Genomic DNA, 26003 nt, shown 5'->3' with positions numbered 1-26003 from the left:
CATTTAGGAAAGGAGATGGGTGGAAGACAGCTGTGTTGCCTCTGCCAGCTTTTCCTCATCGACTTCTATGCCGATCCCATGACCTTGAGGCACAGGTAAGGCGCCTTTCTGCACTTTCAAGGGAGGCTTTACAATATCAGCTTCAAAATAACGCGTCGACCCGGACAAGTCTCCCGGTATGGTGAAATTAGGCAGAGAGGCAAGGGCAAGGTTATGGGCTTTGGATATCCCTGATTCCACCATACCCCCGCACCACACCGGTACTCCGGATGCGGCACAGAAATCATGGATTTCTTTGGCGGCCGCCAATCCTCCTACACGGCTGATTTTCACATTGATAATCCGGCAGCTTCCCAATTCAACCGCCTGTACAGCATCTTGAAATGAGGTCACCGATTCATCCAGGCAGATCGGTGTCTGCATCTGTTTCTGTAGCTGCTGGTGCAGATAAAAATCGCCGGAACGGAAAGGCTGCTCTATCATCAGCAGGCCATAACGATCCAAAGCGGTCAAATTCTCCATATCCGCTTCATCATACTGCCCGTTCCCGTCGATCATAATGGGCAGATCCGGAGAAGCAGCCCGAACCGATTCAATCATTTCCCGTTCCTTCCCTTTGATGATTTTAAGCTTATACCTTTCATAGCCCTCCATCTGCAGTTCAGCAATATCCTGCTCAAGGTGGTCACTCAGACTAAGGACAGCTCCCGCCTGTACCATCTTCCTCGTTCCACCGATCAAAGAGGCAAGGCTTGTTTCCTTCTGTTTGGCATAAAGATCCCAGACAGCGCCTTCCAATCCTGCTTTGGCCATCGGGTGGCCCTGCACGGAAGCTGCGATTTCCTGAAACTGCGCTGGGTGGGAAAGGGCGTTTCCCGCCAACAAAGGGATAAGAAAACCCTCGAGGACATGCCATGCCGTGGCTGTCGTTTCATACGTATAAAAAGGCTCTGGAAATGCCGTCACCTCTCCATATCCGGTCAAGCCTGAGCGATCGTGAGCTTCAACGATAATAAGCGGACGTGACGTTAGACTTCCCCTTTTCGTACGGAAGGGATGTTTCATCTTCAGCTCAATTTTTTTGAGGATGATTTTCTCGATTTTCATCGGTCCCCGCCCTCTGTCAGGGAAAACAATTCCCTTCTCAGTAACTTGTTGGAGGCGTTTCGCGGCAGCTCCTGAACCCAGTATATATCAGCCGGCTGCTTATATTTCGCCAGCCTTTCATGGACATAACGGTAGATGTCCTCATCCCTGATCGTCTCATCCTCCGCCACAAGGAAAGCTGCCGGCACTTCCCCCCAGCGATCGTCCGGACGCCCCGTAACGCCGGCCTCTTTAATACCAGGGATTTCTGTAAGCACGCTTTCTATTTCAGCAGGGTACACGTTTTCACCGCCGGAAATAATCATATCCTTCACACGGTCGACGACATATAAAAAGCCGTCCTCATCCTGATACCCAAGATCCCCGGTATGAATATAAGGTTCCTGCCGTGCAGGGCGGTTATAATAGCCTTTCGAAACCATCGGACCTTGGACAATGATTTCTCCAATCTCCCCGGGAACCGGACTGTCGATCCACAGCTCGGCAAGGCTCAATGCTTTTCCTGCAGATCCCGCTTTATCAAAAGCGGAAGCAGGGCTCAATGTCGCAATTTGTGAGGAGGTTTCCGTCATCCCATAGGTCTGGAAAACAGGGATTCCCTTTTGAGAGCAGTTCTTTAACAGCACGTTCGGAACGGGGCCGCCTCCGAGCAGCATGCAGCGGAACGTATCCGGATAGCCGGATGAACCCGCCCGTTTCACAAGATGCTGGAGCATCACCGTAACGACAGACGCATGGGTCACGCCCTTATTCATCACAGCTTCATGGACCTGCTCTTGATCGAATTTAGCCATAAGGTACACGGACATTCCGTAAACCACACTCTTGATCAATACAGAAAAACCGCCGACGTGAAAAAGCGGCAGGCAGGTGAGCCACTTATCATCAGGCGTCAAACCAAGGTTGAAAGCGGAAGCAGCCGCACTATACCAATGGTTGCCATAGGTGTGAATCACGGCTTTTGGATTTCCTGTCGTTCCGGATGTGTACATCATCGTATAGGGAGCATCAAAATCAATCTCTTTTTTCAATTCCCCTTCCTCCCTGCTCCCGGAAGGTTCATTCCTGCACTCCACAGCCTTCACCCCTGTTTGTTCAACAGCTTGGTGTGCTTTCTCTCTTAAAGAGGCTGCAAAAAACATTCGGGAGACATCGGCATCCTGAAGCTGATAAGAGATTTCAGGGGCTGTCAGCCTTGTATTCAACAAGACGACGACAGCTCCTATATAACTGACCGCATGGATGAACACAGGAAAATGAATATCGTTTCCTGAAAGAAAAGCAATATGATCACCTTCCTCCACTCCCATACGTTTCAAGTAATGGGCCGTCTGCCGGCTTCTTTCCTGAAGTTCAGAAAATGTCCAAACGTCTCCTTCTGGTGTTTCCAGTGCTGTTTTTTCCGGATTTAAAAAGGCTTGTTTATCCAGCCAGTGAGGAATCTTTTCCCCCATATCGTTCTCTCCTTTCGTTCATTGGAAAAGGGGCATTCCCTTCTTTGGAATGCCCCTTCGTTTATGATGTCCACGTATTAAGGGAAACGAGGGAACTGATCGAAATCAGGTTTTCTCTTTTCCTTAAAGGCGTCGCGGCCTTCTTTTGCTTCATCGGTTGTGTAGTAAAGAAGTGTTGCGTCTCCACCCATTTGCTGCAGACCGGCAAGACCATCTGTATCTGCGTTGAAGGAAGCCTTCAAAAAACGCAGAGCTGTCGGGGATTTATCCAGCATTTCACGGCACCATTGAACCGTTTCTGCTTCAAGCTCCTCCAAAGGAACGACCGTGTTGACAAGTCCCATGTCTTCCGCTTCTTTTGCACTGTATTGACGGCACAGGTACCAGATTTCACGGGCTTTCTTATGGCCGACGATACGCGCAAGAAGACCAGCGCCGTAACCGGCGTCAAAGCTGCCGACTTTCGGTCCAGTCTGGCCGAAGATCGCATTATCAGCAGCAATCGTCAGGTCACAGACAATATGTAGGACGTGACCTCCACCAATAGCATAACCGGAAACCATAGCTACGACCGGTTTAGGAATAACACGGATCAAACGTTGAAGATCCAGGACGTTCAAGCGTGGGATCTGGTCGTTGCCGACATATCCACCGTGCCCACGTACTTTCTGGTCACCTCCGGCACAAAATGCATCATCACCGGCTCCGGCAAGAACAATCACACCAATTCTGGAATCGTCACGGGCATAGGCAAATGCGTCGATCAGTTCGGAAACCGTCTGTGGACGGAACGCGTTGCGGACCTCCGGACGATTTATCGTAATTTTAGCAATCCCTTCGAAACGCTCGTACATAATATCTTCGTACTCGCGATCTTGAATCCAATCAAAAGACATATCATTTCCTCCTTCATTATGTTTCATCTATATACCCTCATGAAAAACGCTTTCATTGACTATTTTAACATGAAGCTATCTACAATTTTAGCAAAAATTCGCGGTTTCTCAAGGTGTACGGCATGTCCGGCCCCTTCCACCTCTTTCCAATGGACTTCAGGCAGAAGTTCAGACATCTGTTTATTGATGTTTTGGAACTTCTCATCCTCTGCCCCTGTAATAAGACAGACAGGAACGGTTAAAGTGGTTAACTGTTCCCACCACGACGGTTGATGGCCCGTCCCCATTCCCGAAAGTGATTCCGCAAGACCCCGGCCCTGCTGGCTGAGGCGCTCACTCCGGATCTGCTGCTTCCTCTCTTCCGGAAGGCGGTCCTGCGTACGGAAGAGAGGCATCTGCTCCCAGTAATCAACGAAAGCATTCAGACCTTCCCGCAGAAGCATATCAGCCAGCGCTTTATCCTTTGCCTGTCTCGCCAGCTGTTCTTCCGTTGAAGCAAGACCCGGAGAAGCACTTTCCAGCAGGATACTTTTCACTTTATGTGGGTAAAGCATAGCGAAGGAAAGCGCAGCCCTGCCGCCCAGTGAATATCCAAGCAGATGAACCTGTTCGATCTCCAAACGATCAAGTAGTTCATGAAGATCCCTGCAGAAGCGCTCCATGGAAATCGCCCCCATCGGACCTGTGCTCCCATGGCCGGGCAGGTCGACTTTAACAATATCATAAGATCCTGTTACATACGACAATACTTCGTCAAAGGTCCCGGACGTACCGGTAAATCCGTGAAGAAGGAGGAGAGGCTCTCCTCTTCCTGTCCGCTCCACTCCGTATTCGCGGCCGTTTATATTACTGTTCATCGTTTTCCCTCCACCGTATCACTGCATCATGCACATCATTCCAACGTGTATTATGAAAGTCGACATGATCATCACGGCTGACCATTGCTTCAATCACCGTCAGCTGTTGGGACGAGGCGCTTTCGGACACCGACTGCCGGTACTCCTCCCACGTCTGCACGCGTAAGTGGCGGCCTCCATACATTTCAACCGCCGGCTTCAAGTCGAGTCCAAGCGGCGTCCCAAATAGTTCCTCAAAATGCTTCGGATCCTTAGACTGAGGCAGGTAAGAAAAAATGCCTCCCCCATCATTATTGATGACGACAATGGTCAAAGGAAGCCCCTGACTTTTCGCCATCCAAAGACCGTTCATATCATGGAAGAAGGAAATATCCCCAAGAAGCAGTGTTGTTTTCTGTCCGGCCGCCGCCGTACCGAGCGCTGTACTAATGACACCGTCAATCCCGTTGGCTCCCCGGTTGGCCATCATGGTCACCCGCTTCGGCGTCGACATGAAGAAACTGTCAACATCCCGGATCGGCATACTGTTTCCAATAAAAAAGGTGGACTGATCCGGAAGAGCCTCAGCGAGGTAAGCCACCGCATGCCCTTCGTTCAACGCTTTACCCGGGTCTTTCATCATTTCAGTTTTGGAAATCGTGTTCATCTGCTGCCACTCTGCAAGCCACGGTGTCTGAACATTCCCCTCCGGAAGTTCAGCAGCTAACCGGCGGCAGAGTTCCACGGATTCTGCCCAGATATACTGGACAGCAAGCCCTGCCGGCTCCCGGTATCCGGGTTCATCATCGACAACAAAATGTTCGACGGCCTCCTTATGGTGCTGAACCCACTTCAAGTACGTTTTGGATACAGGCATGGCTCCAAAACGGAGAATGTAGTCCGGCTTCATGTTCTCTTTTACCCAGGAGGATTTCAGCAGGGCCCCGTAACTTTCAATAACATGCCGTTTATCGTGATCCCCGGCCCTGAGCTGGGATAAAGGATCAGCAAAAACCGGAATGCCGAGGCGGGCAGCCAGGTCCGTGACAGCTTCCGCGAGCTCCTCATCAATTTGAGGACCTACGACGATCAGTCCTTTATCCAAACGTCCAAGCTGCTCCAACAGATGACTGAGCGCCTGTGAATCGAGCTGTTTTTTCCCTGCTGAAGGAACCGGAACGGGAGGCGTGTCCCCGCGCCAGGCCCCTTCCAGGGAAAAGTCAGGGATGAGCGGCTCCCTGAAAGGAAGGTTTAAGTGAACCGGACCCTGCTGTCCAGTGACGGCCTCCCCTACAGCTCTTGCCGCCTGTCTTCGTGCATACATGAAGTTATTTTCCTCGGGAAGCGCTAAATCCACATGGAATTTTGCGTAACTGCCATACATCTGGAGCTGATTGATGGCCTGAGGAGCACCGGTTTCACGCAGCTCGTGCGGCCTGTCCGCTGTCAGAACTACGAGTGGAACACGGCTGTAGTACGCTTCCACGACAGCGGGATAATAGTTGGCGGCGGCTGTCCCGGACGTACAGACAAGAGCCACCGGCTCATTGGTCTGCCTGGCTATCCCCAAGGCAAAAAAAGCAGCTGAGCGTTCATCAAGGTGAACCCAGTGTTTCACCTCTGAATGCTCAGCAAATGTCAGGGCCAGCGGCGTAGACCGGGACCCCGGAGAAATAACAACCTGTCTCACTCCTGAAAATGCAAGCTGGTCGACAAAATGTGTCACATACTTCGTTAAAGCTTCCACATGTCCCATTACAAGCCTCCTAAAACTGTCAGCATCGGCTTAAGTTTAACAGCCGTTTCCTCATATTCCGCCTGTGGGTCGGAATCTTCCACCACACCACATCCCGCAAATAAGGACGCCTTATCCTGTTGAATAAGCGCGGAGCGGATGGCAACCGCGAACTCGCCGTTATTCTTTGCATCAAACCAGCCTACAGGACCGGCATACCACCCTCTGTTCAAACGCTCATACTGACGGATATAGGAAACGGCTTCCTTCTGCGGCATCCCGCCTAAGGCTGGTGTCGGGTGAAGTTTTTCAACAACATCCAGAAGCGTATACCCTTCATCCAGTACGGCCGTTACAGGCGTATACAAGTGCTGAAGATTTTTCAACGGGTACAGCACAGGAGCTTCCGGAATCGAGACTGCGCTGGAACAGGCTTCCACCGCCTCTTTAATCATATCTACGACAAATTGATGTTCCTGGCGGTTTTTTGAATCGTTCAACAGCTCCAGCCCGAGTGCCTCGTCCTCTTCAGACGTAGCTCCCCGCGGTATTGTTCCTGCCAGACAGGTAGATACAAGCGTGCGGCTTTCAAGCTTGGCAAGCCGCTCAGGAGTAGCGCCGACAAAGTAATCCCCCTGGCTCTCAAAGGCGAAAATATAGCTGTTCGGCTGTGAATCAGCGAGCTCCTTAATCACAGAAGCGGCCTGAACAGCATCCTGAAACTTCAGACGCAGTTCCCTGGCCAGGACAACTTTGCTGATTTTTCCCTGTCTGATATCTTCTGTTGCTTTCTTCACCGTTTCTTTCCATTGGGCAGGCGCTATTTCCTCCCTGCCAGTCACTACGGGAAATAATGGTTCAAAAGTTTCGGATTGAAGCAGCATTCCGCGCTGCTCCAAAAGCTGATGGACCATCTGCTTCAAATGGTCTTCGGGGAAAATGAGAACATTCATTGTTAAGTAAGAAGCCCCGTCCACTTTCGTGAGCAGAAAAGCCGGAATTGTCATCTGACTGTCGGGGAAGCTTTCCCACAGACGTTCCTCCGCTTCTCCCGGATCAAAGCTGAATCCCCCCAAGGCGGTTAATCCTGTACCCTTTTTCTGATAATCGTCATAGACAACAGCATTGTCCATAAGCTTCTGCCACAATCTCTGCACTTCCTGAAAACGATCAGCACGTTCGGCGTAAAGCTGGCTGGCCCGTCCGATGCCGACCATCGTCAAGTCATTATCCGCACTCTGCCAGAACGTCCGGTGAAGATCAACCGCCTCACCGGTATGAAAAAACTGAAAAGCATCCATATCATCTATATGTTCAACGATACTTATACATTGAGGTTCCCCAAGAAGATGCGCTCTCTGAAGGGCTTCCCCTGCTATTTCTTCTATATGAGGGGCCTTCGTATGAAGCATATTCATTCCTCCCATTCCTTAAGGGACGTTGAGTAATCCATATTTACTACACAGTTAAATGGAACTGCATGCACCACTCTCTATTTTATTCTCTTTTTTCTATTGACTCAAGAAATCTTACCTTCCAGGAGCATTTTCACCGAATGATTGACACCCCGGGACTCTTTCCCTAAACTTAAATTGTTATCATAAAAATTGTAGAATGACAAGGGAGAGAACATCCATGAGTTCCATACAAAACCAAAATATAAAAGCTTCCTTGAATGAACGTGAAGGTTTTCAGGTGTGGTGGAGACTGCTGCGCCCCCACACCTTGACGGCTGCTTTTGTCCCCGTTTTCGTCGGGACGATGCTGGCCGCCATCGAACAGTCCTTTAATTTCTGGTTGTTCGCAGCCATGCTGCTGGCTTCCATTCTCATTCAAGCGGCTACGAACATGTTTAACGAATACTACGATTATGTCAGGGGGCTGGATAATGAGAACTCCGTCGGCATTGGAGGGACCATTGTCCGTGACGGGATCCGTCCGCAGATGGTATTGCTGCTGGCTCTCAGCTTTTTCGCTGCTGCCGGACTGCTCGGTGTCTATATATGTGCCTCCTCCAGCTGGTGGGTGGCTGCTGTCGGACTGGTATCCATGTTGTTCGGTTATCTTTACACCGGCGGACCGTTTCCCATCGCCTATACACCGCTCGGTGAACTGACAGCAGGCTTCTTTATGGGCACCATCATAATAGCGATCAGCTACTATATCCAAACGATGACGCTAACCGCAGATGTGCTGATCGTTTCTGTTCCCGTCGCCATCTTCGTCGGCTGCATCCTGTTAGCGAACAATATCCGCGACAGGGAAAACGATGCTGAAAACGGCAGGAAAACGTTAGCGATCCTTTTCGGCCATAAAGGATCCATCCGCTTTTTGACAGCTCTCTTTGCCATCGCTTATATTTGGACGGCTGTCCTAATGATGATCGGCCTCCTGCCATGGTGGTCGCTGGTGACTCTCATTAGTTTAGGAAAAGCCAGAAAGGCCATTCAGGGATTTATAGGAAAAAAAGAACCCCTGGAAATGATGCCGGCTATGAAAGCAACAGCGCAGACGAATACCCTGTATGGATTCCTACTCGGATTGTCGCTGCTTATACAACTGTACTTCCCTCTTTGATATAAAAGGGAAACGGCGTAAACACATTACACCATTGTCTGAAAGAAGGATGGAGAACCATCCTTCTTTTCTATAGGTTTGACCATTGGATCAATGGGAATATTACATAAAGGATGGGATGACTATGAATGAGATGGTGATGAAGAATACATTGATGGAAGCCCTGGGGATGGAAGTCATGAAAGCAGAACCGGATGCAGTGGAAATGCGCATGCCAGTGGATGCTCGCACTCATCAGCCGATGGGGTTCCTCCACGGCGGTGCGAACGTTGCCCTGGCTGAAAGCGCCGCAAGTATCGGCGGATTTTTAAACATCGATACCAACGAGCAGCAGGTCTTCGGTATTGAAATCAACGCCAACCATATAAAGAGCGCAAGAGAAGGCTGGGTGACAGCAACAGCCGTCCCTTCCCATATTGGTAAAACGACAATGGTGTGGGAAATCCGTATCGTCCATGAATCAGGCACGCTGCTCTGTATTTCCCGATGCACCCTCGGGGTTGTCCCTTTAAAAAAGTAAGCCATCCTTATAAAAAGGAAGGAGACATGAAGCATGTTATCAGACAAGCAGATTCAACAATTCAAACAACAGATCATAGAAATGAAAGAAGAAGCTGAACAGGAAATGGAAAAGTACAAAGAGGATGATGCCAAGGAGCTTTATCCGAATGACCGTACAGGGGAAATCTCCAGTGTCGCGGACCACCCGGGAAACCTTGGTACAGATCAGCACGAACGGGAAAAACGCCAGACGTTTTATGAACAGGCAAGGGAGAAGCACATGGCAGCGGAAGATGCCCTGAAACGAATCGAGGAAGGCCGTTACGGCGTCAGTGAGAAATCAGGGGACCCAATCCCTGTCGAAAGACTTGAAGCTCTTCCAACCGCCCGCTACACCGTTGAAGAAGAACGGGAAATAGAAAAGGATGCCTGATAAAAAGGATGCCGTCATCAAAACGGCATCCTTTTTTGTCAATCCATCTCACGAAGCTGTTCGGAAGGTTCTTCATCTAAATCCGGCTCTTCTTCGTCCATATTGAACGGCGTATCCCGTTCCCCGTTCTGACGCACATCCCTTTCATAATCCCGTCTCATTTCATCGATGTCCTGGTGCTCCCGGTTGTTGCGGAAACGCTGTTCCTCCGGCATTTCATTCCTATCTGTACGTTCATAACGGGCAGGCTCATAATTGATATCCTCCGGCCCATCCTCGTTCCCGTTCATTCCGCAGCCACTTAATGTAACCATCACCAGCAAAGCAGCTCCCATGATTTTTTTCATCCATAAACACCTCTTTCAAAATAGTAAGAGCATGTTTACTTTCTCCTTTTACGATGCTTTTACACATGGGAGAACGCACTGGTTTTCCAGCTCATAGATAAAGACCCTGACACCCCAGCCAGCATCTTGAAAAAAACCTTATGTTTTTCTATAAGGGAAGGATATTCTTTCCTCTATATCATTTTCCTTTTCGATATAAAAAGAGCCGGCGAGTTCATAACTCGCCGGCTCTCCCTTTACGCTGCGGATGAGGACCGCGGACTTTTCTGTTCGATCCAAGGTTTCATCCGTACAAAGAGCAGGGTGAACAGTGCACTCACAATGATTCCTTTAAGAGCATTGAATGGCAGAATCCCTGCTACTACTGTTATCCATTTCACTTGTGCACTCATCGTTTCCCATCCCATGAACCAGCTGTAGGCCGGAAGGATGACAAAGTAGTTCAGTACACCCATGCCGAACGCCATAATCAGAGAACTCGTCACAAGTCCTGATACAAGCGATTTAACACTCTTGAATTTATGATAGATCATCGTAACCGGAAGGATAAACAAGAGGCCTGCGGCAAAGTTTGCGACCACTCCCACCGGATCTCCTGCACCGGTATATATAAAATAAAGACCATTTTTTAACGCTTCAACAAGGATGCCTGCTGCGGGTGTAAACATGATGCCTGCAAGCAGGGCAGGAACATCACTGAAATCCACTTTCAAGTACTGCGGAAGCAGCGGCAGCGGAAAGTTCAGCAGCATCAGAACCATGGAAATGGTCCCAAACAAAGCAATCGTAATCAATGTAAATAATTTTCTTGATGACTGAGCCGGATAACGGTTCATCATCGATCTCCCCCTTCATCTTTACACATTGATTCACATCCCAGATGAAGGTGAGCGGCTGAGCCTGACCAATAAAAAAACCCCTGAAGCATTGGGCTTAGGGATGGTCTTGGTCCACGGCTAAATAGAGGCAGCATATCTAGCATGCGCTGCCTGTTCCGCTCGACATCTTCTCCCATCCAGACTGTAACTGTCGGTCCCGGACTCTCACCAGGTCAGCCATGCAGAAGAACTGCACGGGTCACGGACTTAAAGGTCACTATGCCTTCTTACCGTCGGTCGGGAATTTCACCCTGCCCCGAAGATGGAATCAATATAATTTTGTATCTTTATTTTATACAAAACCTGTACTCTGTGCAAGCAGGAAGTTCTGACGGCCGTTTCCCTCCTCTGTTTTGATCAAAAAGCAGATCTGTTAAATCTATCATTGGCCTACACCGGCTATCCGGGGATGAATACGATACCAATGTACCACACAATATTATGGATAAAGGTGGAAAAACATGGCGAATTGCAGGAAAGTTTCCGTTCCAGGGAAACTGCCGATAAAGTTTCCTAAGAAAAAAGAGAAAGGCGAGACAAAACATGACTGTCCATCCGGATGTAAGTGTCATTTTAAAAAGCCTGAACGTAAGCCCGCCAAACTAAACAGTGACTGCTTTGTAGAAAATGCTCTGGTTGGGACAAAACAGGTTCAAAAAGTAGCTGAATCCACCCTGCCACTCGGTTTATTCGCAGCTACCGGAATTACAATTGGCAGCCTGGTGTCTGTAGAAGTCGTCCCTAATCTGGAGAATATCACTATGAACGCCCGGATCATTAAAAACAAAGTCGTCAACATTGGTTTAATTCCGGCTGTAGTGACTGTCAGTTTCCTTGATAACGATGGTGCCTTGGGAACTGGTGTATTGAATACTTCCATCCCATTCCAAGCCCACACGGATTTCCCCGGGGCATGTCCGGAAGATACCCTGACAGAAACACCACTCGAAGTCGAAGGGATTTTTACGCAGGAGGGAGTTCCCGTTGTCGATCTGGCTGGATTAGGGCTGGTAGACGGGATCATTGTGAAAATCATTCTTCAAACCACCATTACGGTTACAAGACCTGTCATTCGTGACGCGCACGGCAACGTTTGTGATTTGAACCCCAACCGCTGCAAGCAGGACACAGAAACTTCATCCTTCACTTTCTCCGGATCCGAAGACGACTAAATTTTTCATTTGGAAGGAAAGAGAGCTTATCGATAAGCTCTCTTTTATCATTCCATTACCTATCATTCCTTAAAACAAATGCCCTTCTGTGCGGAGTCCATGACCGATAAACCGGTTTGCTGCAGACAGCCGCGTCCGTGATCAGGAAGTTCTTTCAGCAGCATCTAAACGAATCTTACAGCCTATTCCAGTAAATCTATCACACCGGCCTACACCGTCCATCTCTTCAGGAATAGTATACCTATGTACAACACAAATTTATTGATAAAGGTGGAAGAAATATGGCGCACTGCAGGAAAATTTCCGTGCCCGGGAAACTGCCGATGAAGTTTCCTAAGAAAAAAGAGAAAGGCGAGAAAAAACAGTATTGTCCGTCCGGATGTAAGTGCAGCTTCAAAAAACCTGAAATGAAGCCGGCTAAACTAAACAGCGACTGCTTTGTAGAAAATGCTCTGGTTGGTACAAAAGAAGTGCAGAAGGTTGCTGAAACAACGCTTCCTCTATCCCTTTTTGGTGCAATTACTATTGCCGGAATCTTATCAATTGAAGTCGTTCCTGACTTGAATAACATCACAATGAATGCAAGAATCATCAAAAATAAAGTCGTTAACATCGGACTGATCCCCGCTACAATCAACATCCGCACAAACATTCTAGGGTTGGAATTAGTTACCCTTTCGACAACCATTCCGTTCCAGGAACACACAGATTTCCCTGGTGCATGCCCGCAGGACACCCTGCAGGAATCACCGCTTGAAGTTGAAGGAATCTTCACTCAGGAAGGAGTTCCTGTAGTAGATTTAGCTGGATTGAGTCTTGTCGATGGAATCCTTGTGAAAATCATCCTTAAAACAACCATTACTGTCACCCGCCCGGTTATCCGGGATGCCCACGGCAATGTTTGCGACTTAAACAAGGACCGGTGCCAAAACAGCATGACACCTCCATCCTTCACCTTCCCAGCTCCAGATGATACAGGGATCCTATAATTAATAAGGGGGCCTATCAGGTGATAGGCCCCCTTATTTTTCTGACATGCTATATCATTTCCTTCAAGGACTGCGCTTCTTTGTTAACGGCTTCTCCTGCTTCGACAACCTGCTGGTAGCCACGGGATGCACCATCAAGGTTATTCAGTGCTTTCATCAGTTCCTTCTGAATCATCTCGGTTCCTTGATTGATACGAGAAATCTCCTGCGTAATCTGGTCCACATTTTCCCGGACTTCTCCAATGGAATGCTCCACTTTGTTGGAGAGCTTCCGGACTTCCTTCGCAACCACATCAAATCCTCGACCGTGCTCCCCAGCCCTTGCGGCTTCTATAGCAGCATTCAATGACAAAAGATTCGTCTGGGAGGCAATATCCTTAATGGTCTTCACGACACCCTGGATGTTCTGCGCCTGTATTTTCAAACCTTCCAGTGTTTTCGTGTTCTCTTTGGAAGTCTCATTAATGAGAGCAATCTGACTGTTCAAAGCCTCATGCTCCTCCATCCCATCCTCAGCCCTGGTGTTCAAGTCCAAGGATACACTCTGAAGCTTTTCCACCGTCCCATTTAATTCATTCTGCCTCGCTGTGATGTCAGAAGCCACCTTCATTATCCCTGTTATGCTCCCATTCTTATATACAGGCATATAAGTAGCTTCCAGCCACACTTCATGACCTGATGCATCTTTGCGCTTGATCTTATCCTGAAAGCTTTTCCCATTCCACAACGCACGCCAGAATTGTTCATAGGCGTTGCTTTCCGTGAAATCACTGAAGCAGAACTCCTTATGGTGCCTGCCTATCAAATCACGGCTCTTCCGATAGTTCATCGTCTGTGCAAAAATATCGTTCGCATAGGATACCCTGCGGTCCTTCCCAAAAAATATGAGGGCCAGATGATCTTCCACCGCTTTAAACAATTCGACATGGGTCGTTTCTTTTTCTACGACATCCCAATCCAAATTCCTCCGCCTCCAGAAATTGCAAAGTTTTTAAATCCAATCGTCTTGATTTCAGTATAACAGAGGCGGTTCCTGAACAGTCTTGAAAATGAACCGGGATCATGCAAAAAAATGCATAAAAAAATCCCGCTCCTAATGAGCAGGACCATCCACTTTATCCGTCGCGTCCAACAGCAGCCTCAGTGTTGCAGACACCGTTGAGACGTCTACGAGGCCGTCTTCACTGTCTTTTACTTTTCCTAACTGAAGCATAATGTAGTCATCATACCCCTGAACGTGAATTTGGCCGGCATTGATTCTTCCTTTCAACATTACAATCTGCTGATGCAGTGCTTCACGGTCCATGCCGATCACTCCTTAACACTATAGAAGATTATATCGGCTAGTGTCTCCAAATATGCATAAAAATAAACAACATACTATAGGACATTAAGGGAGTGGCTCGTATAAAACACTTTACAGACAGATGGTTGGTGATATCGGACTTTGTGAGAGCCATTGTTTTTCATGTAAGATCCATTCAGCTGTTAAACATGGAGCTCAACAGCTGGATGGATCTATGAGCACTGGACACGATGGTTTGGACAAAAAGAGGATTGTCAAACAGGTGCCAATTTCTCTCTTCCCTATTACTTCAGGTGAATGCACGATGAGTGCCCGGTGATAACGCCTGCAGGAACCGCTGAGTCCGTGCCCGCAGTAAGCATCCACCGATAAGCGGTTCACAAAATCCCTGACTTATTGAAGGAAAAACAGGTTTCAATCTCTTTATTCATCCAGTGGATTTAAGCTTTCTTTTCCCGTCATGCCGGCAATCATTTCGACAAGAAGGGTGATTTCCTCTTCCATATCTTGAATGCTCGCTGTTTCTACAGGGGAATGCATATACCGAAGCGGGAGCGAGACAAGACTGACCGGCACCCCTTTCCCTGTCAACCGCATCTTGTCAGCATCCGTACCTGTCGCTCTGGGAGTCAGTTCATATTGAACATCCATATCGAGAGAGGCAGCTGTCTTTTCCAGCAGTTGATTAATCTTGCGGTTAATCGGAGCTCCTTTAGCAAGTACCGGACCCTTTTCAAGACGGACGTCCCCGTGTTTCCGCTTGTCTACACCCGGATAATCAGTAGCGAACGTCACGTCACAGGCAATGGCCATCGTAGGTTCTACGCCGGCTGCGGCAAAATAGGCACCGCCCATATTCGTTTCTTCATTCACCGTGCTCGCTGCATATACACCGACATTCAATGTTTTCTCAGATAAGCGGCGCAGCACTTCTCCGACAACGAACTGGCCGGTCCGGTTATCAAGACCACGGCCGGCTATGTAACGGTCCATCAGGACTTCCGGTTCCCTTTTATAAACGGCCAGATCGCCAATCTGTACGAACTTTTCGACTTCCTCCTTGGACTTGGCTCCGCAGTCGATAAACAGTTCTTCAAGTCCGAAGTCTCCCTTCAGTCCACCATGGTGCTGGGCATTGACTCCAATGACGCCTGTTAACGTCCCGCCATGACCTTGAATACTCACTTTCATCCCAACGGCTGCTTTAGGGTTAATGCCGCCCATCTTATCGACATACACATACCCGTCCTCATCGATCCGATTGACGACAAGAGCAATTTCATCACAGTGACCGGCCAGCATGATTTTGAAATCCGCTTCCGGGTTGAGCACAGCAATCGCATTGCCGGCATGATCGGTTTGAATCTCATCTGCATACGGACGCATTTCTGCGATCCAGCGTTTTTGTATTTCCATCTCCATACTTGACGGAGACGGGGTATTTAACAATTCCAATAGAAAGTCCAGACGTTCTTTTTCCACAGGTAAACACCCTCCTTCGTAATTATCTTAACAAAAAACCAGACGGACTTCATACGGATGCATACTTCTGTTCTTTTTAGGGAAAAGGAATGGGTAGGCAATAGAAAGGAGAATTTCTTATGGACTTGAACCAGCAGTTTTATGAAGGCATGCATCCTCAGGAATATGTGGATCAGATGCAGTCCCACCAAAATGATTTTTTGTACATATATGAACACTTCTCTACACAAGTGGAGGATGTACCCCTTTTTGAAAACGTACAGAACAAACAGTGGAGAGCTTTGATACTGACCGAAGACTGGTGCGGCGATGCAATGCTGAACCTGCCTATTTTCCTCAGAATTGCAGAAGCCGGTCAGATCGATACGCGCTTTTTCCTCCGGGATGATAACCCGGAGCTGATGGACCGCTATTTAACAAATGGCACATCCCGATCGATTCCAAAAATTATTCTGATCGATCCAGAAGGGAAAGAATCAGCCGTCTGGGGTCCTCGGGCACCGGAGCTGGAACAGTACGTAGCCGATTCTCTGACAAGCCTCCCCGATAAAGAAGCACCGGATTATGAAGAAAAGCGCAGGGAAGTCCTGCTTTTCGTTACAAAAGCCTTCCGCGATAACCAGGAGCTGTGGCAGTACGTCTATGAAGATATGAAACAGACCATCAAATCCCGATAAAGCAAAACCTGCTTTCTCCTTGAAGCAGGTTCTTTTTACGTTTGTTTTGCCCGGATTAAAGCCATACTGTAGGTAAAAAAGGGGGCCGGGTTATGCAGCACCTCATCCGCCTTTACTTTCAACTGCCTTTATTTGTCCGCCTGTTAAGTACGGTTTTCTTCACGATGACGTTATTCGGCATCATTATCCATATCATAGAACCTGAGAACTTCCCCACCTTTTTTGACGGATTATGGTGGGCATTCGTAACAGGTGCCACTGTTGGGTACGGGGACTATGTGCCTTTAAGTCCTGCCGGGAAAGCTGTGGCTATTCTATTAATCCTCTCAGGAGGAGGGCTCGTCACCTTTTATATGGCCACATTGTCTGCTTCTACGGTGAAGCATGAAACGAGTTTGTCCGAAGGTCGTGTTGCGTATAAGGGAGCCGATCACATTGTCCTGATCGGCTGGAACGAGCGGACCCGCCATTTGATTGATATGCTGCAGGACCAGAACCTTCACGAACGGATCGTTATGATTGACCAGACTATGAACCAGTTTTATCAGCGCCTGCCGAGCGTCCACTTTATCAGCGGCAGTGCGACAAATGAAGACACGCTGGAGCATGCCAATATTAAAGAAGCCCGGATGGCCATCATTACGGCCGACCCATCCATGGAAGAACAGCAGTCGGATCAGGCCGTGATCCATCAGATCGTCGCCTTGAAAGGGCATCACCCGGAATTGTTCATTATTGCGGAAGTACTGACGGACCGCCAGAAAATTAACGCGCAGCGGGCCGGCGCCAGTACGATCATCCGCTCCAATGACTTTATGAGCAGCCTGTTTTACCAGGAGCTTTACCGCAATGATCCAGTCAAACCATTTGAGCTCCTCCTTTCCCTGTTGACCGAGCGTCAATTTCACGAAGAGAAAGTTCCCGAAACACTCGCAGGCCACCCGATATTAACGGCATACGAGTTTTTCTTGAAAAAAGGATGCCAGATTATCGGCATCCGAAAAAATGGAGAGCTGTCGTTTCACCTTGACGAAAGCATCGAATTGGAAAAGGGAGATGAGCTCATATTGTTCTCACCTCTGAGAAAGTAGCACCTCTTCCGCGGCCTGAAGAAGTTCTTGACCTGATTGGATGTGTTCTTCTGGAAAAGAGGCATCTTTATCCACGGGCTCCTGGAACTGGTCAAAAATGGCCCGTATGTTTCCTTCTTTTACATTGTCGTCAAGGCCGGGATTGTATTTATGAGAAAGCAGAAACGGTTCCGTCATTTCGATCATGGCGTAATCGGAAGGGGCATCAAGGGATCCGGACGTCACTACAAAAGGCAGGCGGATAAATTGATAGCCGACGCGGTCGTCAATTTTATAATCAAAATAGCCGTGTTCATAATCCCAGTTGTCCGCCAGTTTAAATCCGATTGTTTTCAAAGCTGCTTCTGCATCCTGAAAAGAAAAGACCTGTCCCGTCAATGAAGAGGTTAAAGGTATCATTGTCATTCCTCCTTTACGTTTTACTATGCCCAATAAAAAAAGCGCGGCTCATCCAATTCATGGATGAACCGCGCTTTTTTTGCTTTACAGGCGTTTTTCGAGTTTTTCTTTTTCTTCTTCAAATCCCGGCTTGCCAAGAAGGGCGAACATATTCTTCTTATATGCTTCCACTCCAGGCTGGTCAAACGGATTGACACCGAGAAGATAGCCGCTGATGGCACAGGCTTTCTCGAAGAAGTAAACGAGATAACCAAACGTGTAGGCATCACGCTTCGGAAGGTGGACAATCAAGTTCGGAACGTCCCCATCTGTATGCGCCAGCATTGTACCAAGGTAGGCTTTTCCATTGACCTTGTCCACGGTGCTTCCAGCCAGGTAGTTCAACCCGTCAAGGTTCTGATCATCTTCTTCAATGGTCATGTCAGAGCTTGGCGTCTCCACGTGAAGAACCGTCTCAAACAAGTCTCTGCGTCCTTCCTGAACATATTGTCCAAGAGAGTGAAGATCTGTAGAGAAGTTGGCAGAAGCCGGGAAGATCCCCTTCTGGTCTTTTCCTTCACTTTCACCAAACAGCTGCTTCCACCATTCAGAGAAGTACTGAAGGGATGGCTCATAGTTGATCAGCATTTCAATCGTTTTGCCTTTGTTGTAAAGGACGTTACGCACCGCCGCATATTGATAGGCCGGGTTCTCGGAAAGCTTTTCGGCACTCAGCTCCTGGCGGGCCTTCTGCGCCCCTTCCATCATGGCATCAATATCAATGCCGCTCGCTGCGATTGGAAGCAGTCCAACAGCAGTAAGGACAGAATAACGACCGCCCACATCATCAGGGACGACAAAGGATTCGTATCCCTGCTCATCAGCAAGCGTCTTCAATGCCCCTTTGTTGGCATCTGTCGTAGCATAAATGCGTTTCTGAGCTTCTTCCTGCCCATATTTGTCCTCCAGGAACTTACGGAAGATACGGAACGCAATCGCCGGCTCTGTCGTCGTTCCGCTTTTAGAAATGACGTTAATGGAAACATCTTTATTTTTAAGAACGTCAAACAGCTCATTCATGTATGGAGCACTGATGCTGTTTCCTACGAAGAAGACCTGAGGGGTGTCACGGTCTTCCTTCGCCAACGTGTTGTAGAAGCTGTGGTTGAGCATTTCAAGAGCTGCTCTCGCCCCTAAGTATGAACCGCCGATACCGATGACAAGAAGCACGTCTGAGTCGGATTTAATCTTTTCTGCGGATTTTTTAATGCGGGCGAACTCTTCCTTGTCATAGTCCTCGGGAAGATCGACCCACCCTAGAAAATCATTACCTGCGCCAGTTTTTTCATGGAGTGCCTGGTGTGCTGTCGATACAGCTCCCTGCATATATTCCAATTCATGTTCGCCAAAGAATGGCAGCGCTTTTTCATAATCAAAACGAATATGTGTCATATGATAGCCTCCAGATTGTCAATTTTATACCTGACCAATTTCACTTTATCGAAACCTCCATAGCAAATCAAGCAAAGCTCCATTTGTAAACGGATACATAAGGAAAATGTTTTGGAAAAGAAAAAGGCACGGATCTCCGCGCCTTTTTTCTTTACCCCTTATTTAGACATTTCAAGGATTTCTTGAACATCTTTTTCGTGAAGCTTGTTAAAGTTACCGAATGGTCCGCGTTTCATCGCACGGTCAACGATTACGTCAAACTTATCATCGCCGATGTCATAGTCAGCAAGCGTTTGGGGGGCACCAAGAGATGTCCAGAACTTACGAAGTTCCTGAATACCTTCTTCAGCCACTTCACGCTCTGATTTCCCTTCTGTTTCTACACCAAACACTTTTTCACCAAGACGGGCAAAACGGGAAACATTAACCTCAAGGTTATGCTTCATCCAGTTCGGGAACAGAATCGCCAGTCCACCGGCATGCGGGATATCATAAACCGCTGATACCGCGTGCTCGATGTTATGGCTTGCCCAGTCTCCGCGGTAACCCATCTGCATCATCCCGTTCAGTGCAAGCGTACCTGCATAAAGGATCGTTTCACGATGCTCCAGGGATTCAAGGTTTTGAAGCAGCTTCGGACCTGTTTCAATGACAGAGCGAAGGACACCTTCAATCATCTCATCCTGTACAGGAGACGGTGTCGGATTGTGGAAATACTGTTCGAACAAGTGTGTCATCATATCGACAATGCCATATACCGTCTGATCTTCAGGAACCGTTGCTGTGTAGGCCGGATCAAGAATAGAGAAGGCCGGGTTGGTCAATGGAGCCGCACCCCATCCGTATTTCTCATTCGTTTCCCAGTTGGTAATAACAGCGCCCGCATTCATTTCAGAGCCTGTCGCTGCAAGCGTCAGCACTGTACCGAATGGAAGAGCATCTTCAGGTGTCGCCTGGCGGGTGACGAGATCCCAAGGGGCACCTTCATATTTAGCACCTGCAGCGATGGTTTTCGTAGCATCAATCACACTACCGCCACCGACAGCAAGAAGAAAATCAACATTTTCCTGTTTGGAAATCTCCACCCCTTTTTCGACCGTTGTCAGTTTAGGGTTGGGTTCAACTCCGGAAAGCTCAAGAACTTCAGCCTCAGCTTTTTTCAGCTGGTCCATGACCTGGTCATAAACGCCGTTTTTCTTGATACTGCCCCCACCATAAACAACAAGGACTTTTTTCGTCCCTTCCGGCAGCTGGCCGGGCAGTTGTTCAATTTGATCTTTACCAAAGATCAGTTTGGTTGGGTTATGAAATGTAAATGTATCCATGGATTGGAAGCTCCTTTCTGTTCTTAACGTGCTTTCCTATTATCCCCGATAATTTGAAGAATCTCAAAAGAAATGCTGTCTGGAATGAACATCGGCTTTGAGATCCATACTAATTCCAATAGAAGAAAAGGAGGTCTGTATATGAGCTGGATACAACGGACGGCTCTCCTGCTGATCATCATCGGCGCCATCAACTGGGGACTCATCGGACTTTTCCAGTATGATCTCGTTGCCGGGCTGTTTGGCGGTGGTGAGCAGCGTGCATTCCTTGCGCGTCTCATTTATACGGCTGTAGGGATCAGCGGACTTATTGCCATTTCCCTTTATTTCATCCCCGCAGCACAAAATAGTGATGTACCGGCTGACACAGCTGTTGAACAGGAATAAAAAAAGAGACCAGGGAAGGCCCTGGTCTCTTCTTCATTCCTTATTTGCGGAATTTTTCGCGGTCATCAGACTGTTTGATCCAGTCTTCAAGCTTGTCTTTCAGCGTGTTGAAGCCTGCAGCTTCTTCCTGCTGTTTTGGAGCCGCTTGTTTACGTGGACGACGCTCCTGCTGTTTAGGTGCTTCCTGAGTCGCACGGATGGATAGAGAATATTTGTTGCTCTTCTCATCGATGTTCAGAATTTTAACCTGAACTTCATCTCCTTCAGAAAGGTGCTCATTAATATCTTTCACATAACCGTGAGTAACCTCGGAAATGTGTACAAGACCTTGAACCTGCTCATCCAATGCTACAAACGCGCCGTAGGGCTGAATGCCTGTGACTTTACCTTCTAATACTTGACCTTCTTGGAACTTCTCTGACATGCTATACAACTCCTGATTCATTAAATATTCGCTTCTTTTCACGCAATAAATGATTTTACCACAAAGACGCGAAATAAGCAATATCCCGTCTATGTTCACGAATCGTTCAGACATCATTTGTCCGCAGCGTGATATACTAGAAAAAAGAATAAAGGAGGGTTCAGCGTATGTCCGTAGGAAACAATATCCGAAAGTACAGGGAAATGAAGAAATTCACGAAAGAGGAACTGGCTCTCAAAGCCCGGATGGGCGTTCACACACTGGAAAGTTATGAATCTAATGAGCGCACACCAGAACTTGATACCGTCTTGAAAATTTCGACGGTTCTGGATATTCCCGCTTCCGAACTGATGGAATTCCACGATGAAGATGAATCTCCTTTTGACGAAGAACTTACACAGCTGGTTCAGGACATCGGCGTCAAAAGCTCTAAACTGATCTTAAGGAAAGCCCGTGACTTTTCAGAACAGGACGTACTTCGGGCTATGAATCTGCTTTATGACCTGAATCAGCAGAAAAATTAAAAAAGAGGTTTATAAACTATGAAACAGGGTTATATTAAATAACGTAAGACTTTCTCGTATTCCCCCTGTGTAAGCAAAGCGAACGTTCGCTTTGCTTTTTTTTCGGCCAAAATTCCTTCCCGAACAAGTTAGTTTCATGAAGGACCTGGTTTCGGTTATGATAAGGAAAAATGGCTGATGGAGGCGAGTACTTTGGAAGAATTTCAAAAATACACCCCAAGAACCGGGACACGCTCGGTCAAATGGGATCTCATTGAAGACTTTTATCAAGATAAAGATGTCCTGCCGATGTGGGTGGCCGATATGGATTTCAAGACACCACAGGCTGTCACAGACGCACTGACCTCAAGGGTCGAACACGGCATCTTCGGATACACCATCCCGGATCAGGATGTGAAGGAGTCCATTACAGGATGGCTTCGTAATCGTCACGGATGGGAAACAGAAACGGACTGGATCACGTTCAGCCCGGGTGTCATTCCATCTCTGCACATGATTATTCAATCGTTGACGGAAATCGGCGACAACGTTCTTATCCAGACACCGGTTTATCCTCCGTTCTACAGTGTTGTCAAAGACCATGGCAGACATATCGTAAAAAACCCACTCCTTCATAAAGAGGACAGGTACGAAATAGACTTTGAAGATTTCGAGAACAAAATCAAAGACAATCAGGTTACCATGTTTATCCTATGCAACCCTCACAATCCTGTCGGGAGGGTATGGACGAAGCAGGAACTGGAAGAAATGAGCCGGATCTGCCGGAAGCACGGTGTGAAAATCGCAGCGGATGAAATTCATGCCGATTTGATTCTGCCACCGAACAAGCATATACCCATGGCTTCTCTTTCTGAAGAAACGAACCAGCAGACGGTCACATGCCTTTCTCCTACGAAAACATTCAACCTTGCCGGTCTTCAGGCTTCCTATGTTATTACTGCAAACAAGGAAGACAAGAAAAAGCTGGATAAACATTTTAAAAATCAAGGCATGATGATGTTGAACACCCTTGGTATTACAGCGATGGAAGCTGCGTATAACCATGGATCCGACTGGGTTGACACATTGACAGAAGTGCTGAAGGACCATCGCGACTATGTGATTCAGCGGCTGGAGAACGAAACAAAATCGGTGCGTGCGCTACCGATCGAAGGAACGTATTTGTTATGGCTGGACTGTACACACATGGGACTTTCCCAGACGGAATTGAAGAAGTTCATGCAGAAAGAGGCCCGTGTCGGCTTAAACGACGGTGCGTCCTTCGGAGAAGAAGGCCGCGGCTTTATGCGCCTCAACCTGGCTGCTCCGATGTCTACACTTGAAGAAGGTGTCACACGCATCATCAAAGCTGTCCAGACCTTTGAACAATCTTAAATCGAATGAAAACTAAGGCTGCCTTAAAAAACGGCAGCCTTTTTTTATTCCATCATTCCTTCTGTCTGCATAGAGGTATCTGAAAACACCAGGATGGCCGTCCCGTCCAGTTATCGAAGGTTCGGTTATTCCTGCTGTTTATCCGGTTCGGCAGGATCACTCGTTTCATCTTTGTCTGCGTCTATGGTAATCACACCACAGGCCACACGTTCCCCGGCATCTCCTGCCGGCTGGGTCATCCCATCATCTGGTCCGCTCTGGATGATCAAGGAGGTCCCTTCATCCCTCAGAAGCGACTTCTGGTCTTCTTTCAGCTTCGCCTCCGGCAGCATGACCTCAACATCAATCATACCGCTCTGGTCAGCCTCCACATTCGGCATATCCCCCACATGCGCCCCTTTTGGATTCATGAGACCATGCTCCTTGGACAAGGGATTGAAATGATTCCCGGCACTCTTGAACTCAGGCGCATCACATTTTGGAAATTCATGAACAGCTATCCCGTGCATCCCTGGTTCAATCCCTTCTACTTTCAATTTCACTTGTACGCCTTCAGGCTGTTCGGTCAATACAGCTGTCCCGATTTTGTCATTATCTTTGTTATAGATTGATGTTTCCAGCGGCGATCGTTCCTCTCCGGAACACGCCGTCAAAACAACAGCGATCGTCCCGGCACACATAAAGGCACGCTTCATGGGTCCAAAACCTCCATTTGATGAAATCTGCTTTTTCTAGTGTCCCCCATGCTGCTGAAAATATAATAAAGCCGCATCAGGCAGGCACCTAATGCGGCTCTTTCGATTCGCGATCTTCCTTTTCATTTATAGAGTAATTCTGATCAAATGTATGCTCTTCTTTTTGAGAGGCTTTAATAATCCAGATCATAGTAACCGCTGCAGCCACAATGAACAGCAGAAGCATCAGGACAGCAGGAATATATTCAGACTTATCTTCTGGGAAGTACAGAAATTCCATCATGGTGGACCCCACCCTTCTTCCCTAAGTATATCAAACATTTGGAAATCCGCATCCGTTTTCATAAGATCTTCATAATTTTTGTTACAATGGAAAAGGAGATGAATTTAGGAGGGAATAAGATGTCTGATATTCAAATCGGCTCTATAGTGAGAGCGCATTATAAAACAGGCATATACATCGGAGAAGTGAAAGAGGACCGGGGGAATTTTTATCTGGTTCAAATGCTCGCCGTTGAAAAACACCCGATGCAGGGCGATCTTCACAATCCTGGTCAAACAGAAAATGTTTTTTTCCATCAGCGGAAAGCGTTGAGTTATCTTGAAAAAGCCAACGTTCAGAAAGAAGCGGTCCACCCTTATGAAGAGACAGAAATACCGGATTATAATGATTCTCTCAAACAATCCGTTGAAAAGCTGAAACAAAAGTTAAATCGGCGGGATACCGATTTTAACAGCCATGCCGCAGATCAGCTGAGTGATCTCGAAAAACAGTATTTCGGGTAAAATCAGCCACATTTGTATTCGCTTTCGTGGTGTGGTAATTTTAAAATGTTGAAAGAAATGAAGGAGGAAAAACCTATGACAACACATATTGGAGCACAACAGGGAGATATCGCGGATAAGATCCTGCTGCCAGGAGACCCGCTCCGCGCCAAATATATTGCTGAAAACTTTCTGGAGGATGCCGTCTGCTATAACGAAGTACGTGGCATGTACGGATACACAGGTACATATAAAGGAGAGCGCATTTCTGTTCAGGGAACAGGGATGGGGGTACCTTCCATCTCCATCTACGTCAATGAACTGATGGATAGCTACGGCGTGCAGAAATTGATCCGCGTCGGCTCATGCGGAGCACTGCAGAACGATGTAAACGTGCGTGACGTGATTCTTGCTTCCACATCGACAACGGACTCCCAGATGAACCGTATGGTATTCGGCGGCATTGATTATGCACCGACAGCGGACTTCAATTTGTTGAAGAATGCCTATGATGCAGGAACAGCAAAAGGGTTGGACTTGAAAGTCGGAAACGTCTTTACAAGTGACAGTTTCTACCGTGACAATGCGATGGATCTATTCAATCTGCTCGCTGAGTACAACGTGCTTGCTGTAGAAATGGAAACAACCGCTCTTTATACGCTTGCCGCGAAATACAACCGACAGGCGCTGTCCGTTCTTACTGTCAGTGATCATATCCTTACCGGAGAAGAAACGACGGCCGAGGAACGTCAGACCACCTTTAACGAAATGATTGAAGTGGCTCTTGAAGCAGCCATCCAGGATTAATAAAAAAAGCACATGCGCTTCCAAGCGTATGTGCTTTTTTTATATCCACAGTTGAGATGTGGACGAGAAATTCTTCACGTGGAACAAACATGAACAAGGGTTCGGCCGTCGATGATCAGGACACGGTCACCGATGGTCATATAGATTTCCCGCCCCTGCACCCTGTCCACCTTCCCGTAGTATACATGGGAGGCTGTATAAAGCAGCAGCATCGTACCTATATGCTTATCCACTTTGGACAGCAGCAGAGGCGTTCGGACGATCTGCATCAGCTGCCGGGTCTTGTTTCTTATTGATACAGCAATAGAGATAGGAAGCCCTCCTTGAAAAACCGCTTCCTATACAATATCCATCCGCACAAAAAAAGTCTGGGCTTCAGCCCAGACTTCAA

Annotated in this window: 30 protein-coding genes and 1 riboswitch; of the genes, 12 read left to right on the top strand and 18 right to left on the bottom strand. The window is 47.7% G+C overall.

Translation table 11 applies throughout. The features are described from left to right. Positions 1-3 precede the first annotated feature (3 nt). The 6 genes from menC to ACXADP_RS06485 form a co-directional block, all read right to left on the bottom strand. A complete protein-coding gene (gene menC, locus ACXADP_RS06510) occupies positions 4-1107 on the bottom strand; it encodes an o-succinylbenzoate synthase (protein WP_474969261.1) in 1104 nt (367 codons plus the stop codon). Next, positions 1104-2561: an o-succinylbenzoate--CoA ligase gene (locus ACXADP_RS06505; protein WP_474969262.1), complete on the bottom strand. Its 1458-nt coding sequence runs from the start codon at positions 2559-2561 to the stop codon at positions 1104-1106. The genes menC and ACXADP_RS06505 overlap by 4 nt, the downstream gene beginning before the upstream one ends. A 77-nt stretch (positions 2562-2638) precedes the next feature. Further along, positions 2639-3457 (bottom strand): 1,4-dihydroxy-2-naphthoyl-CoA synthase, encoded by an 819-nt coding sequence (menB, locus tag ACXADP_RS06500; protein WP_206933628.1) that lies wholly within the window; start codon positions 3455-3457, stop codon positions 2639-2641. Positions 3458-3516: 59 nt separating this feature from the next. Then, positions 3517-4314, bottom strand: a complete 798-nt coding sequence (gene menH / locus ACXADP_RS06495) for a 2-succinyl-6-hydroxy-2,4-cyclohexadiene-1-carboxylate synthase (protein ID WP_474969263.1) — start codon at positions 4312-4314, stop codon at positions 3517-3519. Continuing rightward, positions 4304-6049 (bottom strand): 2-succinyl-5-enolpyruvyl-6-hydroxy-3-cyclohexene-1-carboxylic-acid synthase, encoded by a 1746-nt coding sequence (gene menD / locus ACXADP_RS06490; RefSeq protein WP_474969264.1) that lies wholly within the window; start codon positions 6047-6049, stop codon positions 4304-4306. Before menD ends, menH begins: the two co-directional genes overlap by 11 nt. Next, entirely contained in the window at positions 6049-7440 is a 1392-nt protein-coding gene (locus ACXADP_RS06485; protein WP_474969265.1) for an isochorismate synthase, read from the bottom strand. The genes menD and ACXADP_RS06485 overlap by 1 nt, the downstream gene beginning before the upstream one ends. Positions 7441-7663: 223 nt before the next feature. On the opposite strand from ACXADP_RS06485, the gene ACXADP_RS06480 reads away from it, so the two are divergent. The 3 genes from ACXADP_RS06480 to ACXADP_RS06470 all read left to right on the top strand — a co-directional run bounded on the left by ACXADP_RS06480 (position 7664) and on the right by ACXADP_RS06470 (position 9539). Beyond that, a complete protein-coding gene (locus tag ACXADP_RS06480) occupies positions 7664-8605 on the top strand; it encodes a 1,4-dihydroxy-2-naphthoate polyprenyltransferase (RefSeq protein ID WP_474971122.1) in 942 nt (313 codons plus the stop codon). A gap of 124 nt (positions 8606-8729) precedes the next feature. After that, on the top strand, positions 8730-9125 hold the full coding sequence (locus ACXADP_RS06475) for a hotdog fold thioesterase (RefSeq protein ID WP_474971121.1): 396 nt from the start codon (positions 8730-8732) through the stop codon (positions 9123-9125). Positions 9126-9158: 33 nt separating this feature from the next. After that, on the top strand, positions 9159-9539 hold the full coding sequence (locus ACXADP_RS06470) for a TraR/DksA C4-type zinc finger protein (RefSeq protein ID WP_474969267.1): 381 nt from the start codon (positions 9159-9161) through the stop codon (positions 9537-9539). 38 nt (positions 9540-9577) lie between these two features. On the opposite strand, the gene ACXADP_RS06465 is transcribed toward ACXADP_RS06470, so the two are convergent. Next, on the bottom strand, positions 9578-9886 hold the full coding sequence (locus ACXADP_RS06465) for a hypothetical protein (RefSeq protein ID WP_474971120.1): 309 nt from the start codon (positions 9884-9886) through the stop codon (positions 9578-9580). A 236-nt stretch (positions 9887-10122) separates the two neighbouring features. Beyond that, positions 10123-10725, bottom strand: coding sequence for an ECF transporter S component (locus ACXADP_RS06460; protein ID WP_027956467.1), 603 nt, complete (start codon positions 10723-10725; stop codon positions 10123-10125). A gap of 160 nt (positions 10726-10885) precedes the next feature. Beyond that, a riboswitch (FMN riboswitch) is annotated at positions 10886-11032 on the bottom strand. Positions 11033-11225: 193 nt separating this feature from the next. On the opposite strand from ACXADP_RS06460, the gene ACXADP_RS06455 reads away from it, so the two are divergent. Together ACXADP_RS06455 and ACXADP_RS06450 are read left to right on the top strand one after the other, a co-directional pair. Then, on the top strand, positions 11226-11936 hold the full coding sequence (locus ACXADP_RS06455) for a hypothetical protein (protein WP_474971119.1): 711 nt from the start codon (positions 11226-11228) through the stop codon (positions 11934-11936). Between the two features lie 281 nt (positions 11937-12217). Next, positions 12218-12925, top strand: coding sequence for a hypothetical protein (locus ACXADP_RS06450; RefSeq protein WP_474969270.1), 708 nt, complete (start codon positions 12218-12220; stop codon positions 12923-12925). Between the two features lie 49 nt (positions 12926-12974). Here ACXADP_RS06450 and ACXADP_RS06445 read toward each other — a convergent pair whose 3' ends face one another. The 3 genes from ACXADP_RS06445 to ACXADP_RS06435 all read right to left on the bottom strand — a co-directional run bounded on the left by ACXADP_RS06445 (position 12975) and on the right by ACXADP_RS06435 (position 15653). Further along, the gene (locus ACXADP_RS06445) at positions 12975-13886 is read right to left on the bottom strand and encodes a methyl-accepting chemotaxis protein (RefSeq protein ID WP_474971118.1); all 912 of its coding nucleotides are present in this window, start codon (positions 13884-13886) and stop codon (positions 12975-12977) included. Positions 13887-14018: 132 nt separating this feature from the next. Continuing rightward, a complete protein-coding gene (locus ACXADP_RS06440; RefSeq protein ID WP_474969272.1) occupies positions 14019-14231 on the bottom strand; it encodes a hypothetical protein in 213 nt (70 codons plus the stop codon). Between the two features lie 423 nt (positions 14232-14654). After that, positions 14655-15653: a M20/M25/M40 family metallo-hydrolase gene (locus ACXADP_RS06435; RefSeq protein ID WP_474972293.1), complete on the bottom strand. Its 999-nt coding sequence runs from the start codon at positions 15651-15653 to the stop codon at positions 14655-14657. Positions 15654-15832: 179 nt separating this feature from the next. On the opposite strand from ACXADP_RS06435, the gene ACXADP_RS06430 reads away from it, so the two are divergent. Next, positions 15833-16390, top strand: a complete 558-nt coding sequence (locus ACXADP_RS06430) for a thioredoxin family protein (protein ID WP_474971117.1) — start codon at positions 15833-15835, stop codon at positions 16388-16390. Positions 16391-16482: 92 nt separating this feature from the next. Further along, entirely contained in the window at positions 16483-17481 is a 999-nt protein-coding gene (locus ACXADP_RS06425; RefSeq protein ID WP_474969275.1) for a potassium channel family protein, read from the top strand. Here ACXADP_RS06425 and ACXADP_RS06420 read toward each other — a convergent pair. The 3 genes from ACXADP_RS06420 to ACXADP_RS06410 form a co-directional block, all read right to left on the bottom strand. Next, positions 17464-17880 carry a YugN-like family protein gene (locus ACXADP_RS06420; RefSeq protein WP_474969276.1) on the bottom strand — a complete coding sequence of 139 codons (417 nt, stop codon included), beginning with the start codon at positions 17878-17880 and terminating at the stop codon, positions 17464-17466. The two genes, ACXADP_RS06425 and ACXADP_RS06420, sit on opposite strands and share 18 nt — an antisense overlap. An 84-nt stretch (positions 17881-17964) precedes the next feature. Continuing rightward, positions 17965-19311, bottom strand: coding sequence for a glucose-6-phosphate isomerase (locus ACXADP_RS06415; RefSeq protein ID WP_474971116.1), 1347 nt, complete (start codon positions 19309-19311; stop codon positions 17965-17967). Positions 19312-19469: 158 nt separating this feature from the next. Then, positions 19470-20636, bottom strand: a complete 1167-nt coding sequence (locus tag ACXADP_RS06410) for an iron-containing alcohol dehydrogenase (RefSeq protein WP_474971115.1) — start codon at positions 20634-20636, stop codon at positions 19470-19472. Between the two features lie 141 nt (positions 20637-20777). On the opposite strand from ACXADP_RS06410, the gene ACXADP_RS06405 reads away from it, so the two are divergent. Beyond that, on the top strand, positions 20778-21023 hold the full coding sequence (locus ACXADP_RS06405) for a DUF378 domain-containing protein (protein ID WP_474969279.1): 246 nt from the start codon (positions 20778-20780) through the stop codon (positions 21021-21023). Between the two features lie 40 nt (positions 21024-21063). On the opposite strand, the gene yugI is transcribed toward ACXADP_RS06405, so the two are convergent. After that, complete coding sequence (gene yugI, locus ACXADP_RS06400; protein ID WP_027956455.1) at positions 21064-21447, bottom strand: S1 domain-containing post-transcriptional regulator GSP13; 384 nt, start codon at positions 21445-21447, stop codon at positions 21064-21066. 167 nt (positions 21448-21614) lie between these two features. Here yugI and ACXADP_RS06395 point away from each other — a divergent pair, with 167 nt between their 5' ends. Then, positions 21615-21971, top strand: a complete 357-nt coding sequence (locus tag ACXADP_RS06395) for a helix-turn-helix domain-containing protein (RefSeq protein WP_027956454.1) — start codon at positions 21615-21617, stop codon at positions 21969-21971. A 192-nt stretch (positions 21972-22163) separates the two neighbouring features. Further along, positions 22164-23345, top strand: a complete 1182-nt coding sequence (locus ACXADP_RS06390; RefSeq protein ID WP_474971114.1) for a MalY/PatB family protein — start codon at positions 22164-22166, stop codon at positions 23343-23345. 125 nt (positions 23346-23470) lie between these two features. Here the strand turns inward: ACXADP_RS06390 and ACXADP_RS06385 are convergent, their stop codons facing one another. After that, positions 23471-24040 carry a superoxide dismutase family protein gene (locus ACXADP_RS06385; RefSeq protein WP_474969281.1) on the bottom strand — a complete coding sequence of 190 codons (570 nt, stop codon included), beginning with the start codon at positions 24038-24040 and terminating at the stop codon, positions 23471-23473. 88 nt (positions 24041-24128) lie between these two features. Beyond that, a complete protein-coding gene (locus ACXADP_RS06380) occupies positions 24129-24323 on the bottom strand; it encodes a hypothetical protein (RefSeq protein ID WP_474969282.1) in 195 nt (64 codons plus the stop codon). Positions 24324-24442: 119 nt separating this feature from the next. Between ACXADP_RS06380 and kapB the strand changes: the two genes are divergently transcribed. Together kapB and deoD are read left to right on the top strand one after the other, a co-directional pair. Further along, the gene (gene kapB / locus ACXADP_RS06375; RefSeq protein ID WP_474971113.1) at positions 24443-24826 is read left to right on the top strand and encodes a kinase-associated lipoprotein KapB; all 384 of its coding nucleotides are present in this window, start codon (positions 24443-24445) and stop codon (positions 24824-24826) included. A 75-nt stretch (positions 24827-24901) separates the two neighbouring features. Next, a complete protein-coding gene (gene deoD / locus ACXADP_RS06370; protein WP_027956449.1) occupies positions 24902-25612 on the top strand; it encodes a purine-nucleoside phosphorylase in 711 nt (236 codons plus the stop codon). A 74-nt stretch (positions 25613-25686) separates the two neighbouring features. On the opposite strand, the gene ACXADP_RS06365 is transcribed toward deoD, so the two are convergent. Beyond that, positions 25687-25881, bottom strand: a complete 195-nt coding sequence (locus tag ACXADP_RS06365; protein WP_474969284.1) for a hypothetical protein — start codon at positions 25879-25881, stop codon at positions 25687-25689. Between the last annotated feature and the right edge of the window lie 122 nt (positions 25882-26003).

It is taken from the genome of Halobacillus sp. AWH4_228, from assembly GCF_056158365.1.
The sequence above is the reverse complement of the archived record's forward strand: the minus strand, read 5'-3'. Positions and strand labels throughout refer to the sequence as shown.